This window comes from Pseudomonas sp. GW823-FHT06E10 (assembly GCF_058794995.1).
The window spans coordinates 23,170-38,956 of sequence record NZ_JBXAHJ010000021.1; the positions used below are offsets into that span (position 1 = coordinate 23,170).

General features: G+C 61.3%; 16 protein-coding genes and 1 pseudogene. 11 read left to right on the forward strand and 6 right to left on the reverse strand.

What is annotated here, in order from left to right:
* Positions 1 to 75: 75 nt before the first annotated feature.
* The gene (locus tag AC1Q6Y_RS25835; RefSeq protein ID WP_150814160.1) at positions 76 to 1,155 is read right to left on the reverse strand and encodes a patatin-like phospholipase family protein; all 1,080 of its coding nucleotides are present in this window, start codon (positions 1,153 to 1,155) and stop codon (positions 76 to 78) included.
* Between the two features lie 234 nt (positions 1,156 to 1,389).
* On the opposite strand from AC1Q6Y_RS25835, the gene AC1Q6Y_RS25840 reads away from it, so the two are divergent.
* The 4 genes from AC1Q6Y_RS25840 to AC1Q6Y_RS25855 are packed head-to-tail and all read left to right on the forward strand — an operon-like array spanning position 1,390 to position 4,003.
* Complete coding sequence (locus AC1Q6Y_RS25840; RefSeq protein ID WP_102671823.1) at positions 1,390 to 1,698, forward strand: PepSY domain-containing protein; 309 nt, start codon at positions 1,390 to 1,392, stop codon at positions 1,696 to 1,698.
* On the forward strand, positions 1,698 to 2,018 hold the full coding sequence (locus AC1Q6Y_RS25845; protein ID WP_057714000.1) for a PepSY domain-containing protein: 321 nt from the start codon (positions 1,698 to 1,700) through the stop codon (positions 2,016 to 2,018). The genes AC1Q6Y_RS25840 and AC1Q6Y_RS25845 overlap by 1 nt, the downstream gene beginning before the upstream one ends.
* 3 nt (positions 2,019 to 2,021) lie before the next feature.
* Complete coding sequence (locus tag AC1Q6Y_RS25850) at positions 2,022 to 2,690, forward strand: response regulator transcription factor (protein ID WP_429522291.1); 669 nt, start codon at positions 2,022 to 2,024, stop codon at positions 2,688 to 2,690.
* Positions 2,687 to 4,003, forward strand: coding sequence for a sensor histidine kinase (locus AC1Q6Y_RS25855; RefSeq protein ID WP_492625444.1), 1,317 nt, complete (start codon positions 2,687 to 2,689; stop codon positions 4,001 to 4,003). The genes AC1Q6Y_RS25850 and AC1Q6Y_RS25855 overlap by 4 nt, the downstream gene beginning before the upstream one ends.
* A gap of 180 nt (positions 4,004 to 4,183) precedes the next feature.
* Here the strand turns inward: AC1Q6Y_RS25855 and AC1Q6Y_RS25860 are convergent, their stop codons facing one another.
* From AC1Q6Y_RS25860 to AC1Q6Y_RS25870, 3 genes and pseudogenes are all read right to left on the reverse strand, one after another.
* On the reverse strand, positions 4,184 to 5,860 hold the full coding sequence (locus tag AC1Q6Y_RS25860; RefSeq protein ID WP_492625445.1) for an MFS transporter: 1,677 nt from the start codon (positions 5,858 to 5,860) through the stop codon (positions 4,184 to 4,186).
* A gap of 254 nt (positions 5,861 to 6,114) precedes the next feature.
* Entirely contained in the window at positions 6,115 to 6,870 is a 756-nt protein-coding gene (locus tag AC1Q6Y_RS25865) for a methyl-accepting chemotaxis protein (protein WP_492625477.1), read from the reverse strand.
* A gap of 102 nt (positions 6,871 to 6,972) precedes the next feature.
* A pseudogene (locus AC1Q6Y_RS25870) lies at positions 6,973 to 8,466 on the reverse strand (methyl-accepting chemotaxis protein); the annotation flags it as partial.
* Between the two features lie 156 nt (positions 8,467 to 8,622).
* Here AC1Q6Y_RS25870 and AC1Q6Y_RS25875 point away from each other — a divergent pair.
* The 4 genes from AC1Q6Y_RS25875 to AC1Q6Y_RS25890 all read left to right on the forward strand — a co-directional run bounded on the left by AC1Q6Y_RS25875 (position 8,623) and on the right by AC1Q6Y_RS25890 (position 13,007).
* Positions 8,623 to 9,939, forward strand: a complete 1,317-nt coding sequence (locus AC1Q6Y_RS25875; RefSeq protein ID WP_056722503.1) for a Na+/H+ antiporter family protein — start codon at positions 8,623 to 8,625, stop codon at positions 9,937 to 9,939.
* 225 nt (positions 9,940 to 10,164) lie between these two features.
* Positions 10,165 to 11,841: a methyl-accepting chemotaxis protein CtpM gene (gene ctpM, locus AC1Q6Y_RS25880; RefSeq protein ID WP_492625478.1), complete on the forward strand. Its 1,677-nt coding sequence runs from the start codon at positions 10,165 to 10,167 to the stop codon at positions 11,839 to 11,841.
* Positions 11,842 to 11,995: 154 nt separating this feature from the next.
* Entirely contained in the window at positions 11,996 to 12,748 is a 753-nt protein-coding gene (locus AC1Q6Y_RS25885) for a C1 family peptidase (protein ID WP_090456813.1), read from the forward strand.
* A gap of 103 nt (positions 12,749 to 12,851) precedes the next feature.
* Complete coding sequence (locus tag AC1Q6Y_RS25890; RefSeq protein WP_079246731.1) at positions 12,852 to 13,007, forward strand: metallothionein; 156 nt, start codon at positions 12,852 to 12,854, stop codon at positions 13,005 to 13,007.
* A gap of 27 nt (positions 13,008 to 13,034) precedes the next feature.
* Here AC1Q6Y_RS25890 and AC1Q6Y_RS25895 read toward each other — a convergent pair whose 3' ends face one another.
* On the reverse strand, positions 13,035 to 13,313 hold the full coding sequence (locus AC1Q6Y_RS25895; protein WP_349735436.1) for a hypothetical protein: 279 nt from the start codon (positions 13,311 to 13,313) through the stop codon (positions 13,035 to 13,037).
* A 33-nt stretch (positions 13,314 to 13,346) separates the two neighbouring features.
* Positions 13,347 to 13,574: a DUF6555 family protein gene (locus tag AC1Q6Y_RS25900; protein WP_492625446.1), complete on the reverse strand. Its 228-nt coding sequence runs from the start codon at positions 13,572 to 13,574 to the stop codon at positions 13,347 to 13,349.
* A gap of 145 nt (positions 13,575 to 13,719) precedes the next feature.
* Here AC1Q6Y_RS25900 and AC1Q6Y_RS25905 point away from each other — a divergent pair, with 145 nt between their 5' ends.
* The 3 genes from AC1Q6Y_RS25905 to AC1Q6Y_RS25915 all read left to right on the forward strand — a co-directional run bounded on the left by AC1Q6Y_RS25905 (position 13,720) and on the right by AC1Q6Y_RS25915 (position 15,762).
* Positions 13,720 to 14,499 (forward strand): AraC family transcriptional regulator, encoded by a 780-nt coding sequence (locus AC1Q6Y_RS25905; protein ID WP_489338936.1) that lies wholly within the window; start codon positions 13,720 to 13,722, stop codon positions 14,497 to 14,499.
* Between the two features lie 105 nt (positions 14,500 to 14,604).
* The gene (locus AC1Q6Y_RS25910; protein WP_079246732.1) at positions 14,605 to 14,778 is read left to right on the forward strand and encodes a DUF1427 family protein; all 174 of its coding nucleotides are present in this window, start codon (positions 14,605 to 14,607) and stop codon (positions 14,776 to 14,778) included.
* Between the two features lie 27 nt (positions 14,779 to 14,805).
* Complete coding sequence (locus AC1Q6Y_RS25915; RefSeq protein ID WP_492625447.1) at positions 14,806 to 15,762, forward strand: quinone oxidoreductase family protein; 957 nt, start codon at positions 14,806 to 14,808, stop codon at positions 15,760 to 15,762.
* Positions 15,763 to 15,787 lie beyond the last annotated feature (25 nt).

The following is a 15,787-nucleotide window of genomic DNA, read 5'->3' on the forward strand; positions in this document are numbered from 1 at the left end:
AGTATCTTCAGCTCTGTTCAGGTGGCGTTCGCCGCAGCGATTCGGGCAGGTGGCGAGTTTACCAGTTTGTCCTGACTAAAGGGTCAGCAAGCGCTCGCCCAGGCGACCGTTGGCGGCCAGTTCGAGGAATTCGTCGCCCAGGCGGCGGCTTTCGTCCATGGTCGTGCGCCAGTATTTCTGCCGGCTCGGGGCGTCGCCCATGAAACGCTTGAAGTCGTTACGGTCCGGCAGTTTGCCGTAGGGCAGGCGCGCCAGGTACTCCTTCGACGGCGCCAGCAACAGCACGTTCTGCAAGCGAGCCGGGCAGGCGCGGCGCCACGGCAGGGTCTTGTCGAACCAGCCGGGAATCACCCGGTCGGTGAAATGCGGGTACAGCACGATGTCGTTGCCGCTGTAGGGCAGGTCCAGGTGGTAATCCAGCAGACCGCCGTCGCGGAAGGTCCCGGCGCCGGCGCCCGGCAGATCGCGCACGCCTTGCATCACCATCGGGATCGAGCCCGAGGCCAGCAGGGCCTGGCGCAAGTTGCCGGCATTGAGGGCGACGAAGCGCGACGGGAAGTCATTCAAGGCATTGACCGGCGGCGCCAGGCGCGGGTCGTGGATGATCAGGCGTTCGAAGTGTCGTGCCAGCCGCGCCCGGCCGCGCAGGTTGTCGGCGATGACCGACGACAGGCCCAGCCCGAGGCGGCCGCGATGATCGTCGGCCAGCAGGCCGTGGCTTTTGACCACCATGATGTTCAGGCGGTAATGGTTGTTGTCGAGGATCGAGGCATCGCGACCGTCGAGCAGGTCATTGAGCATGCGCTGTGAGCTCTGGCTGATCTGCGCCATGGTCACGCCCTTGGCAAAGTGTTGCTCGGTGTAGAGCTGCCCGAGACGCCGGATGCCCTCGGCGGCGTCCGGCAGGCAGGCGCTGGCGAAGCGCCAGGAACCCACCGATGCGCCAATCAGCGAGCGTTCCCGCGGTGCCGCCGGCAGCCACTCGCCGAACAGCGCCAGGTCCAGACCCTGAATCCCCAGCGCCTTCGGACCGCCAGCCGCGCCAGGCAAGGTGCCGACGTCGGCGGCGTTCAAGCCGCTGTCACGAATGCGCGCAAAGGCACCTGGACCGGCCTTGAGGGTCAGGGAGGGGAACTTGATGTGGATGGCGGTCATTAAAGTCTCGATGTCGGGCCGACAGAAATTATAAACACGATCACTGTAGGAGCGAGCCTGCTCGCGATAGCGGTGTTGCAGTCACATCATTGTTGGATGTGCCGCCGCCATCGCGAGCAAGCTCGCTCCCACAAAGGAGGGCGGTGTTGCCAATGATGGCAATTCAGTTTCAATTAAGTTCATCCGGTTAAGGTGGCACCCACAGGCAGCACCTGAAGAAATACGGAGACACCCATGAAAACCCTGACCACCCTGTTCACCGCGTCGATCCTCGGCATGACCGCAAGCCTCGCCCACGCCCGGGAACTTGGCCCGGATGAAGCGCTGAGATTGCGCGACGCTGGTACCATTGTGTCGTTCGAGACACTCAATGCCAACGCGGTGGCCAGGCATCCGGGTTCCACCGTCAGTGAAACCGAGCTGGAACAGCGTTATGGCAAATACCTGTACAAGGTCGAGCTGCGCGATCCTCAGGGCATCGACTGGGATGTGGAATTAGACGCTGTCAGCGGGCAGGTTCTCAAGGATCATCAGGATTCGTAATGAAGGTGTTTTTATTCAAGCGATGCACCGGTAGCCGGATGGCGCTGTTGCTTCTGGCATTTTGCTCGGCAGTGTTGGCCCGCGACCTGGATCAGGATGAGGCTCTGAGCCTGCGTCAACAGGGCGTGATCCTGCCGCTGGAGCAACTGCTGCAGCAGGCGATGGGTCACTACCCCGGTGCGAAGCTGCTGGAAGCCGAGCTCGAAGAAAAACACGACGTCTACATTTATGAAGTCGAGCTGCTGACCCCTGAGGGCGTGGTCCGCGAACTGGGCATCGATGCCACCACCGGCCGTTTACTCAAAGACAAGGAAGACTGATCCATGCGTTTGCTCCTGGTGGAAGACCATGTGCCCCTGGCCGACGAACTGCTGGCCGGCCTCAATCGCCAGGGGTATGCGGTGGACTGGCTGGCCGATGGTCGCGATGCGGTACATCAGGGCAGCACCGAGCCTTACGACCTGATCATCCTCGACCTCGGTTTGCCCGGCGTGCCGGGGCTTGAGGTGCTGGCGCAATGGCGCGCGGCGGGGCTGGCCACGCCGGTGCTGATCCTGACGGCCCGAGACTCCTGGGCCGAACGCATCGAAGGCCTCAAGGCCGGCGCCGACGACTACCTGACCAAACCATTCCATCCCGAAGAGTTGTTTTTGCGCATCCAGGCGTTATTGCGCCGCTCCCATGGCCAGGTCAACCAGCCAACGCTCAAGGCTGCCGGGTTGCATCTGGACGAAGGTCGCCAGTGCGTTGTGCGCGACGGCGCGGACATTCAACTGACCGCCGCGGAGTTTCGCCTGTTGCGTTATTTCATGCTGCACCCCGAGCAGATCCTCTCCAAAAGCCACCTCGCCGAACACCTCTACGACGGTGAAACCGAGCGCGATTCCAATGTGCTGGAAGTCCACGTCAACCACTTGCGCCGCAAGCTCGGCAAAAGTGTGATTGAAACCCGTCGCGGCCAGGGTTATCTGTTCGGCGGGCAAACCCGGTGAGATCGATCCAGCGCCGCTTGAGCCTGGGCCTGATCAGCGTGATGGTGGTCGTTGGCCTGGTGCTGGCGCAAACCAGCCTGTGGCTGTTCGAATTGGGGTTGCAGCGCTACCTCGAAGCCGGGTTGCGCAATGACAGCGAGAACCTGCTGGCGGCACTGGTGCGCGGGCCGCAAGGCTTGCAACTGGATGAGCGACGCCTGTCACCGGCTTATCAACGGCCGTTCTCCGGGCATTATTTCCGCATCGATTTCGCCGACGGTCATTGGCGTTCCCGTTCTTTATGGGATCAGGAACTGCCGGTGCTCGATCACCCCGGCCTGCATGGCAACTTGCAACTGGGTCCGGAAGGGCAACAGTTACTGGTGCTGCGTACGGACTATCGACGTTCGGGGTTGCCGATCTCCATCAGCGTCGCCGAGGACTACACGCCAATTCGCGAAAGCTTCCGGCGCATGCAACAGCTCGGGTTTGGCCTCGGTTTGACGGCGCTGCTGCTGATTCTGCTGCTGCAACGGATTACCGTGCGCCGGGCCTTGCGTCCGCTGGAGCAGGCCCGCGAGCAGATTGCGCAGCTTCAGCAGGGCCAGCGTTCGCAACTCGATGATCAGGTGCCGGTGGAACTGGAACCACTGGTGGCGCAGATCAACCATTTGCTGGCCCATACCGAGGACAGCCTCAAGCGCTCACGCAATGCCCTGGGCAACCTCGGCCACGCCTTGAAAACTCCGCTGGCGGTGCTGTTGAGCCTGGCTTCAAGCGAGCAACTCGACGCGCACCCGCAATTGCGCAAGGTCCTCAAGGAGCAACTGGAGCAAGTCCAGCAACGGCTCAATCGGGAACTCAATCGTGCGCGGTTGTCCGGCGATGCGTTGCCGGGCGCACTGTTTGATTGCGATGCGCAACTCCCCGGGTTGCTGGCCACCCTGAACATGATCCATGGCGAACACCTGGCGCTGAGCTACCGCGCACCCACCGGCCTGCAATTGCCCCGGGATCGCGAAGACCTGCTGGAACTGTTGGGCAATCTGCTGGATAACGCCTGCAAGTGGGCGGATGCCGAGGTTCGCCTGAGTGTGGCCGAGACTGCAGAGGGCTTTGAACTCAACGTGGAAGATGACGGCCCGGGCATTCCCGAAGAGCGTCGCGATCAGGTGTTCGGCCGAGGAACGCGGCTGGATGAGCAAACCCATGGGCATGGTTTGGGGCTGGGCATCGTGCGCGACATTGTCGATAGCTGGGGTGGCAAACTGTCGTTGCTGGAAAGCGAATGGGGCGGGCTGAAGGTCGTCATCGAGTTGCCTAAACATACTTGAAGTCACACCAGGAACCCTGTGGGAGCGAGCTTGCTCGCGATGGCAATCTGTCTGACACATTGATGTTGAATGTGCTGACGCTATCGTCGGATCGCCGCCCGGAGCAAGCTCGCTCCCACAGTGGTTTTTCATGGCCGCCGATTATGAGTACACCCGGTTCCACAGGGTGAGGTGTCAGGTTTATGTGTGATGAATCTCCCGATCCTTGGTTTCCGGCATGAAGAAAATACCCAGCACCGCCGTCATCACCGCGATGACAATCGGATACCACAGCCCGTAGTAGATATCCCCCGTGGCCGCCACCATGGCGAACGCCACCGTCGGCAGGAAGCCACCAAACCAGCCATTGCCGATGTGGTAGGGAAGCGACATCGAGGTGTAGCGAATGCGTGCCGGGAACAGTTCCACCAGCCAGGCGGCAATCGGCCCGTAGACCATGGTCACGTAGATCACCAGGATCGTCAGCAGTAGCAACACCATCGGGTAGTTGGTCTTGGCCGGGTCGGCCTTTTCGGGGTAGCCGGCGTCCTTGAGGGCGGTGGCGAGGGTGGCGGCAAAGGCGTCGTTCCTGGCCTTGAAGTCGGCGGCCGGCATGCCAGTACCCTCGAAGCTCTCGATCACTTTATCGCCAATGCGCACCTGCGCAACGGCGCCCGGCTCGGCGTCCGCGTTCTTGTAAGGGATGGCCCTTTTGGCCAGCACGGTCTTGGCCAAGTCACAGGAACTGGTGAATTTGGCCTTGCCCACCGGGTCGAACTGGAACGAACACTGGGCGGGATTGGCGACGACCGTGACCGGATTCTTCTCCTGCGCGATGAACACGTCGGGGTTACCGTATTGGGTCAGCGCGTGGAAGATCGGGAAGTAAGTCAGTGCCGCGATGATACAGCCCGCCATGATGATGCCCTTGCGCCCGATACGGTCGGACAGGCTGCCGAAAATGACGAAGAACGGCGTGCCGATCAACAGGGAGCCGGCAATCAGCAGGTTCGCGGTTTGCGGTTCGATCTTCAGCGTCTGCAACAGGAAGAACAGCGCATAGAATTGCCCGGTGTACCAGACCACGGCCTGGCCGGCGGTGCCGCCGAGCAGGGCCATGATCACGATCTTCAGGTTCTCCCAGCGTGCGAAAGATTCAGTCAGCGGCGCCTTGGAAGACTTGCCTTCGGCCTTCATTTTCACAAACACCGGCGACTCGTTGAGCTGCAAGCGGATGTACACCGAGATAATCAGCAGCAGGATCGACAGCAGGAACGGAATCCGCCAGCCCCAGGCTTCGAAGGCTTCAGTGCCCAGCGCGGTACGGCAGGCGAGGATCACCAGCAGTGACAGAAACAGGCCGAGGGTTGCGGTGGTCTGAATCCACGAGGTGAAGTAGCCGCGTTTGCCCTTGGGGGCATGTTCGGCCACGTAGGTCGCTGCGCCGCCGTACTCACCGCCCAGCGCCAGGCCTTGCAACAGGCGCAGGCTGATCAGGATGATCGGCGCGGCGACGCCGATGGTCGCATAGCCGGGCAGCAAACCCACCACGGCCGTGGAAATACCCATGATCACGATGGTGATGAGGAACGTGTGCTTGCGCCCGATCATGTCGCCCAACCGGCCGAACACGATGGCGCCGAAGGGCCGCACGGCGAAGCCGGCGGCAAAGGCGAGCAGGGCGAAGATGAAGGACGTCGTTTCGTTGACACCGGCGAAGAAGTGCTTGGCGATGATCGCCGCGAGGGAGCCGTACAGGTAGAAGTCATACCATTCGAACACGGTGCCCAGGGACGAGGCAAAAATGACCTTGCGTTCCTCCTTGGTGAGCCCGTGATGGGGCGCGCTGCCCGTGGTTGCATTGTCGATTGCTGCCATGAGTATTCTCCGTCTTGCTTTTGTTGTAGGCCGGAGTTCCCACCAACACTTACCGTACCCAGGCCCTGGGGCTGAAGTCATTGGATTACGTGGCTTGCATTCAGATTGACGCCCGAAGGCGCTGCAAGGTTCCATGAAGCATAATCGGCATGCGGCAGATATCCACTTGCCATCATTTGATTGAGCAGCACGGAAGAATAAATGTGGGAGCGAGCAAGCTCGCTCCCACAGGTATTTTGTTCGGCCAGCAGGGTTTAAACGCGGAACTGATCCATCAGGCTCTGCTGCTGGTTCGCCAGGCTATTGAGCGACTGGCTGACCCGCGCCGATTCATTGGCCTGGCCCGACAGCGACTCGGTCACGTCGCGGATGGTCGCCACGTTGTTGTTGATCTCCTCGGCCACCGCGCTTTGCTCTTCGGCGGCACTGGCGATCTGCATATTCATGTCGTTGATCACGGTCACCGCGTCACCGATCTGGCGCAGCGCCGTCACGGCCTGGCCAACCTGCTCGACACTGCCCTGGGCCTGACGATGGCTGTTGTTCATCGAACCCACCACCTCCTGGGTGCCGTTTTGCAGTTGCTCGATCACCAGACGGGTTTCTTCCACGGACTCCTGGGTACGCCGGGCCAGGTTGCGCACTTCATCGGCCACCACGGCAAACCCGCGCCCGGCCTCACCGGCACGGGCCGCTTCGATCGCGGCGTTGAGGGCCAGCAGGTTGGTCTGCTCGGCAATCGCACGGATCACTTCCAGTACGGTGCCGATCTTCTCGCTGTTGGCGGCCAGACCTTCGACCTGAACCATGGCCGTGCTCATGTCGGCGGCGAGGTTGTCGATGCTGGCGGTGGTGCGGTCGATCACGGTCAGGCCCTGACGGGTTGCCTGATCGGCATCGCGGGCGGCGTGGGCCGCCTGCGCGGCGCTGCGGGCGACGTCCTGGGCGGTGGCGCTCATTTCGTGGGAGGCGGTCGCCACCTGGTCCACCTGGCGGTACTGCTGCTCCATGCCGGCGCTGGTTTGTGCGGCGATGGCGGACGACTGATCCGCGGTGCTGCGGGCGTCCTGCACCGAGCGCTTCACTTCGGCAATGATCGGTTGCAGCTTGTCGAGGAAACGGTTGAACCATCCGGCCAACTGGCCCAGTTCATCCTGCTTGTCGTAGGCCAGGCGGCGGGTGAGGTCACCTTCGCCGCTGGCGATGTCTTCGAGCATGTGCGCCACGCCGAGGATCGGTCGGGTGACGCTGCGGGCCATCAGCCACACCAGCAGCAGACCGAGCAGCGCGGCGAGCACCCCCAGGCCGAGCTCGACCAGGGTACCGGCGGTGTTGCTGTCATCGAGTTGCTTTTTCAGGGCTTCGGCGGGGCCGACCAGGACTTTCTCCGGCACGTCGAGCAGCACGCCCCAGGATTTACCGTCGGGAATCGGCTGGAAGGGTGCCAGCACTTTCAGTTGCTGATGGCTGTGCAGGCTGGCGGTTTTGCTGCTGGCGGCGAGCATGCGCAGCAGTTCGGCGCCATTGGCCTTATCCACGGCGTCCAGGCGCTGGCTGAGTTTGCCGGCGTCCGGGCTGTAGCCGGCGAGCAGGCCGGCCGGGCTGATGATGCTGACGCTGGTCTGGCCGTCATAGAGCTTCTTGCTCGCGCCCAGGCTGACCGCTTGCAGGCTGTTGAGGTTGATGTCCACGGACAGCGAGGCGATCACCTTGCCGTTGACCATCAGCGGGAAAACGATACTGGTCATCAGCACGTTCTGACCGTCGATCTCATAGAAGTAAGGTTCGATCACGCACGGCTTGAGCGTGGTGCGCGGACAGGTGAACCAGGCGTTGGCCGCTTCGCCGCTGGGGCCGGTGCTGGTGTCGGCCATGTCCTTTTCCGGCAGCGCCATGGACGTTACCTTGCCCGGCGTCGGCTGCGACCAGTAGAGGGCGAAACGACCCTTGTCGTTGCTGCCAAGCTCGGCCTGACCGGCGAACAGTTCGTCCTTGCCGTCCAGCCCATTGGGTTCGAACACCAGGGACAGGCCGAGCAGGTCCGGGTTGGCTTGCAGGGCTGACTTGACCTGGCGGGTCAGGTCTTCGCGCAGGTCGAAGGCATCGAGAAAGCGCTTCTCGGCCTGGTCACGCAGGAACAGCACCTGCCGGGAGAAACCGTGGCCGTACTGATAGGCGTCCATGAACTGCTGGCGTATCCCCAGCGCCTGGTTTTCGCCCTGGGACTCGATCCGGGCCTGGGCCGCCTCTGTCAGCATCTCCATGCTCGAGGCTTTCACCAGCTCGGAGCTGTGCTCCATGCGGTACAGCGAAAGACCCACCAGCAGGGTCACGATGCCCGCCAGGCACAGCCCGGCCAGCAGGGTGATTTTCCATTGAATGGAAAGTTGTCTGAGCGACATGGAGACGTCCTTATTCGATAAATATCTGAGACTTTGCACTGTAACGGCCGGGATTTTGGTTTCTTTATCCCGTCTATCGGCTATCAAACACTTCCCCCCTGTAGGAGCGAGCATGCTCGCGATGGTCGTCAACGATGACGATGGAAACCTGATCCCCCCGGTGCTCTCAGGTGCATCGCGAGCTCGCTCGCTCCTACAGGTCATGACATGTCGTTACATATCGACAGCGTCGAGGTGCTTTGACAAGGAGGTGACGCTGCGGCACAGTGCGCGCCCTCTAATAAAACCCATTCCTTAATCCGCTGGTGGCTCTTCGCAGACTGCCGGACGGAGTCTTTTCGTTTGTATCGAGGTAATGAAATGAATGCAGTAATTGCCGCGGTCGGCATCATGCTGATCCTCAGCCTGTCCCGCGTGCATGTGGTGATCGCCCTGATCGTCGGTGCGCTGGTCGGTGGCTTGACCGGTGGCCTGGGAATCGAGGCGACGCTCAAGGCTTTCAACAGCGGCCTCGGTGGCGGGGCGACGGTGGCGTTGTCCTACGCCTTGCTCGGTGCTTTCGCCGTGGCCATTGCCAAGTCCGGCATGGCCCATGCGCTGGCCGACAAGGCCCTGGCCATGGTCGATCGCCAGCACGCCAGCGGCGGTGGCCAGGTCAAGTGGCTGCTGATTGGCCTGCTCTGGGTCGTGGCCATCGCCTCGCAGAACATCTTGCCGATACATATCGCGTTTATTCCGTTGCTGGTGCCGCCGCTTCTTTATGTGCTGACCAAGCTGCAACTGGACCGTCGACTGATCGCCTGCGTCATGACCTTCGGCCTGATCACGCCCTACATGTTCCTGCCGGTGGGCTTCGGCAACATCTTCCTCAATGAGATCCTGCTGGCCAACGTCGCCCGCAGCGGCGTGGACATCAGCGGCATCAACGTGACCCACGCCATGGGCATTCCGGCCCTGGGCATGGTGGCGGGCCTGCTGATCGCGTTTGTCAGCTACCGCAAGAAGCGTGTCTACGACCTGGCGAAGATCGAACAGGTCGAGCAAGTGGCGGTGCAATACAACCCGCTGAGCCTGATGGTGGCCGGCGTGGCCATCGCGGCGGCGTTCATCATTCAGTTGTTGCTCGATTCGATGATCATCGGTGCGCTGGTCGGCTTCCTGATCTTCTCGGTGTCGGGCATTGTCAAATGGCGTGACACCGACGACCTGTTCACCGAAGGCATGAAAATGATGGCGATGATCGGCTTCATCATGATCGCCGCCTCGGGGTTTGCCGAAGTGATGAAGGCCACCGGTGAGGTGCAGACGCTGGTCGAGTCGTCGGCGTCGTACATCGATCACAGCAAAGGCATTGGCGCCTTGCTGATGTTGCTGGTGGGGTTGCTGGTGACCATGGGCATCGGCTCGTCGTTCTCCACCGTGCCGATCCTGGCGGCGATCTTCGTGCCGCTGTGCGTGCAACTGGGCTTCAGCCCGTTGGCGATCGTGTGCATCGTCGGCACGGCCGGTGCCCTGGGCGACGCCGGTTCACCGGCTTCCGACTCGACCCTGGGCCCGACTTCCGGTCTGAACATCGACGGCCAGCACCATCACATCTGGGACACCGTGGTCCCGACCTTCCTGCATTACAACCTGCCGTTGCTGGCGTTTGGCTGGGTGGCGGCGATGGTCCTGTAACCAATTCCCTTCTGATTACCCTGGATCAAAATGTGGGAGCGAGCTTGCTCGCGATGGCGGTGAAACAGTCAACATCTATTTGGCTGACAGTCCGCTATCGCGAGCAAGCTCGCTCCCACAGGGGATCTCCACTGCTCCGATTGACTGCGTTCAACTTTTGCCCTGGCGTGCCGTTAAAGCTTTTAACCACGCCAACAAAAAATCAAAAGAGTGAACGTCATGCGCATGAGCCTCAAGGCCAAAGTCCTGTCCCTTGCCGTCCTCCCGGTGTTGCTGTTTGCGCTGGTCATCAGCCTGACCACGCTGTTCATTCTTCAGGATCAGGCGCGCAAGGAAGTCGAGCAGACCCGCGAGCGCCTGCTCAGCGATGCCAAGGCAACCTTGCAAAGCTACGTGGCCGTGGCCATGACCACGATCAAACCGCTCTACGACGCCGCTGCCCCCGGCGATGAGGCGGCGCGGGCCCAAGTGATCAAGCTGCTGTCGAGCATCACCTACGGCAAGGACGGCTACTTCTTCGGCTACGACTCCAACACCGTGCGCTTGTTCAAGGCCAGCAGCCCCGAGGGCGTGGGCCAGAGCTTCAAGGACAACCGCGACCCGAACGGTGTCTACGTCAACCGCGACCTGGTGAAAGTCGCCAAGGACGGTACGCACTACCTGCAATACAGCTCGCCATTGCCTGGCAACACCCAGGTGCTGGTGCCCAAGCTCGGCTACACCGAATACCTGCCGAAGTGGGACATGGCAGTCGGCACCGCGGTCAACCTCGACGGCATCGAAGCACAAGTGGCCGTGGTCGAAGCCAAGGTCCAGGAGCGCATGCAAGGCATGGTGCTGAGTATCGTTGGCGTAGCAGTCGTGGTGCTGTTGGTGATCGCTGCTGCCGGGATGCTGTTGGCCAACACCATTCTGCGTCCGCTGCATCTGATGAAAGCCAACCTCGACGACATCGCGGCGGGCGAAGGCGATCTGACCCGCCGCCTGACCATCACCAGTCAGGACGAGCTCGGTGAACTGGCCGGTTCGTTCAACCGTTTCGTCGACAAGATCCACGGCCTGGTACGGCAGATCACCGAAATGACCTCGCAACTGACCGGACTGGTGAACCAGGTGTCCGACCAGGCCAGCCGTTCGGACCAGGCCATGGAACGCCAGCGTCACGAAACCGATCAGGTGGCCACAGCGATCAACGAAATGTCGGCGGCGGCCCAGGAAGTGGCCAAGAGCGCGCAGAACGCCGCGGTAGCAGCCCAGCAGACCGACGAAGAAGGGCAGGCGGCCAAGCGTGTTGTGGCCGGCAGCATCGAGAAGATCCATGCCCTGGTGGACGACATCCGCAGCAGCGGCGTGTCCCTGGACAGCCTGCAAAAAGACGTGTCGTCGATTGTCAGCGTGCTCGGGGTGATCCGCTCGATTGCCGAGCAGACCAACCTGCTGGCGCTCAACGCGGCCATCGAAGCCGCCCGCGCCGGCGAGGCCGGGCGCGGCTTTGCGGTGGTGGCCGATGAAGTGCGGGCGCTGGCCAGCCGCACGCAAATCAGCACCCAGGAAATCCAGGGCATGATCGACCGTTTGCAGGCCGGCACCCAGTCGGCGGTGGAGGCGATGCGTCGCTCCAGCGAGGCCGGCGACGGCACCTCGGCCCAGGCCAACGAGGCGGGGGCTTCGCTGGACACCATGGCTCAGCTGATCGCGACCATCAACTCGATGAACGCACAGATCGCCAGTGCCGCCGAAGAGCAGACCGCCGTGGCCGAAGAGATCAATCGCAGCGTGCACCAGATTGCCGTGGCGGTGGACAGCGTCGCCGACGAAACCCAACTCGGCGCGCAAACCTCTCGCAGCCTGGCCGACCTCGGTCAGCGCCTGGGTAGCCTGGTCGGGCAGTTCCGTATTTGACAGTTATGGTTAACAACGCGAAATGGTGTGGTTTTTATAACTAAACAGTATTGAACAACTGTCATATTTGACAGTTGTTGCCGTTGGCTTATTGGTCTTTCATTTCAATGACATAGCGAGGTAACTGCAAACCATATAGAAACAGGGGCTAAGTATGAGGTTTTGGCAACTCTCATGTTTCATCCTGGTTGGCGGCTGTGCCGTTACCGTGACGGCACAGGCTCTGGATATACCAAGCTCAGTGGACTGGCGTACCCAGGGAGCTGTTACCAGAGTCAAGCAATTGGGGACTTGTGGCTCCGGTTATGCTTTTTCAGCGGTGGGTGCCCTGGAGGGCGCATTGTTTTTGCAAACCGAAAGACTGGTCGAGCTTTCCGAGCAGCAGATTCTTGATTGCAGCAGTGAGCAAGGTAATCAAGGATGTGATGGCGGGCTGATGGATTACACCTATGACTACGTCAAGCAACACGGTATTCAGTCAGAAGAATATTATCCTTACACAGGCGGCGGGGGACGCTGTGATGCAGGCATGATCAAGGCTGTCGCCGCCAATACGGTGACCTATACGAATATTCCTCGTGGCGACGAGGAGGCACTGCGCCAGGCCGTAGCCAAAGGGCCGGTATCGGCGGCGATTGACGCTTCCGACAACTTTAAAAAATACTCCGGCGGGGTATTGAATGATGAAGATTGCGATGAAAATGATTTGAATTACGCCGTGCTTATTGTTGGTTATGGCACCGAAGATGGCGAGGATTATTGGCTGGTGAAAAATAGCAGGGGGCCGGAGTGGGGGGAGGCCGGGTATATAAGGATGTCCAGAAACAAAGATAATCAGTGTGGCATCGCCTCTTACGCGTCATTCCCAGTCCTCGCGAAACGGATAATTCATCAAGGACTCAAGTAGTGCGCGATACGCGCTGTTGCGGTGTTGCAGTCGACCCCTACACTGAAAAGCACGGGTTGTTTTCATCTCCCCCCGACGACCACTACCCACAGGAGTCAAACCCATGACTGAGCGTATATGCGATTGTCCGAAGTGTTCCTGCAAACTCGGCGAGCACCCGATCGTGCGTCACGGCAAGCACTATTGCTGTGAAGCCTGTGCCAAGCATCACGAGCACGGCGAGGAGTGCGCCTCCCAAGGCTGCAAGTGTGCCCACTGAAAACCACGGCATACGCAAAAGTGGAGCCTAGTCCGGCTCCACTTCCAGCCTGAGGCTGTCATCTTCCAGGCGTTCGCTGTGGCGGACGGTGCCTTGCAAGCGCCGCCCTTCGACCCGCAGCACCAGGGTCTTGGCTTGCTCCAGATCTTCCGGCAGTGGCGCCGGGACGCGTATGGCGAAGCAGAAAGGGTCATTTTCGACCTGTTCCAGTCCGATTCGGCACTCGGTGCTCATGGTGATGCGGCCGCTCGGCGTGTCCAGATCGTAGTCCAGTTGCACAGGGCTGTTGACGGGTGTTGCGCTCATATCCCTTCCCCCGAACCTGATGGTTACCGGATATTAGTTCGCCGGCCGCCACTTGACGTTTTCCACGCCGAATTTTTCAGCCATCGGCTTGCTGGTCTTTTGCACCTTCTCGCGTCCGAATCGGGGGATTCGCCCCACCCCCGCGTCACAACTCGCCCAATGCCAGGCTTCTGCGTTATCCATTTTTTCCAGTCGGATGATGAATGATTTCGGAGCACCATGGAGGGTGTACTCGATGACGAATAATTTTGTACTGTTCATAAAGCCCCGGTTCCTCCCTGTTGTACATAAAAGGATCGCGCGCCATCAGAAAAATTCACTCGGATTGTCGGATACCGGCGGTTGCTGGCGACACGTTCGGCGCCTCGTTACCATGGAGCCTTCCCGTACCCAATGAACATAGACCATGGCCCTCGCCGCACCACCTGACCTGAGTGACACCGATGTGCCTGTGCAACCGCTGGCCCGCACCTATCCGCGCGGGTTGTACATCGAGCCCCATGAGCACGTCTGGGGCCAGTTGCTGTATGCGATGAGCGGGGTGATGTGGGTCGAGACGCCGCATGAGGCGCTGGTGGTGCCTCCGCAACGGGCGGTGTGGTTGCCGCCCGGCGTGCCGCATGGCATCCGTGTGGTATCGGACCTGCAAATGCGCAATATCTACCTGCGGCCGTCCCTGGCGGCGACCCTGGATGACAGCGTTCAGGTGATCGAGGTCGGCGGCTTGCTGCGCGAGCTGATCGTCGGGCTGGTGGAGCAGGGTAACGACGGGGCGCCCGAGTATTACGACGCGCTGGTGAGCCTGGCGCTGCTGGAACTCAAGCGGGCCAGGCGTTCGCTGCTGAAAATTCCGCTGCCGGACGATTCCGACCGACGGCTGATGAACCTGTGTCAGGCGGTCATGGCCGCGCCATCACTGGACATTCCTTTCGAACAACATGCGGATAATGCCGGAGCCAGCGTGCGCACCCTGGCGCGGCTGTTCAAGGACGGTTTGGGCATGGGCTTCGCCGAGTGGCGGCGTCAGGTGCAATTGGCGACGGCGGTGGCCGAGCTGATCCAGGGCGTACCGGTCAGCGCGATTGCCCGGGAGCTGGGATATTCGCCGAGCAGCTTCAGCGACATGTTTCGTCGTGAGCTGGGCGTTGCCCCTTCGCAGTTTCCTGCGGCGCAACGCCAGGACTGATTTCGTCGAAGCCAGGCTTTGGCCGAAATTCAGAAGCACTTGACCGATGGTCAAAGGCGTCGCCCCCTAGACTTGGCGCATACCTCAATTGCCCCGGAGTCTGCCATGAACTACCTCGTGTCATTGGCCATCGGTCTGGGCGTCGGTCTGCTCTACGGCGCTCTGGATTTTCGTTCCCCCGCACCCCCGGCCATCGCCCTGGTGGGCCTGCTCGGCATGCTCGCCGGCGAAAAACTCTGGCCGATGGGGCGAGGGCTGGTGGCTGGCTGGATCTCCTGAACCCTTTTCGACTCGATGGATACGCCCATGAAAGCTCTGCAATTCGATAAAACCGGTGATCTCTCGGCCCTGCGCTACGTTGAGGTGCCTACCCCCGTTCCCGGCGCCGATGAAGTGCTGGTCGAGATCAAGGCCGCGGGCCTCAACCCCAGCGATGTGAAGAACGTGCTGGGCCGTTTTCCCTACACCACCTTGCCGCGGATTCCCGGTCGTGACTTTGCCGGTGTTGTCGTGGCCGGCCCGCAGGCGATGATCGGTCGGGAAGTCTGGGGCACGGGCAAGGAACTGGGCTTTTTCGCCGACGGTTCCCACGCGCAGTTCGTCAAGCTGCCGGCCAACGGCGTGGCGCTCAAACCTACGCACCTGAGCTTTGCCCAGGCCGCCAGCCTCGGCGTGCCGTACACCACGGCGTGGGATGCGCTGGAGCGCAGCCTGGTGACGGCCGAAACCCGATTGCTGGTCATCGGTGGCGGGGCAGTCGGCAGTGCCGCGCTGGCCTTGGCCAAGGTGCGCGGTGCCCGGGTGTTGGCGGCCGCGCGGCGTCCGGAGCAGGTCAAGGATTTGCAGGACCAGGGCTACCAGACCCTGCAACTGGATAAACCCGAAGACCTGGGCGCACAGGTCAACACGGTGTATGCCGGCGGTGCCGACGTGATTTTCGACACCACCGGTTTCTGGCTGCCGGCCTCGGTAGCGGCCCTGGCCACGTTCGGCCGCATCGCGATCATCGCGGCACCCGTGGACGGTCACGTGCAGTTGCCGGCCCTGGCGTTGTATCGCAAGGGGGGCTCGGTTGTGGGGATCAACTCGTTGCTGTACGGGGTGCAGGCGTGTGCGGCGATGCTCGAACAGTTCGGCCGGTTCTTCGATCAAGACCTGTTGCCGTTGCCCCAGGGCTTGTTCGAGTCGCCATTGGCCGAAGGCCTGGAGCGTTATGCCGAGGTGAATCAGGGCAGTGGTGACAAAGTGATTTTGCTGCCGTAACCGCAATCAATGTGGGAGCGAGCCT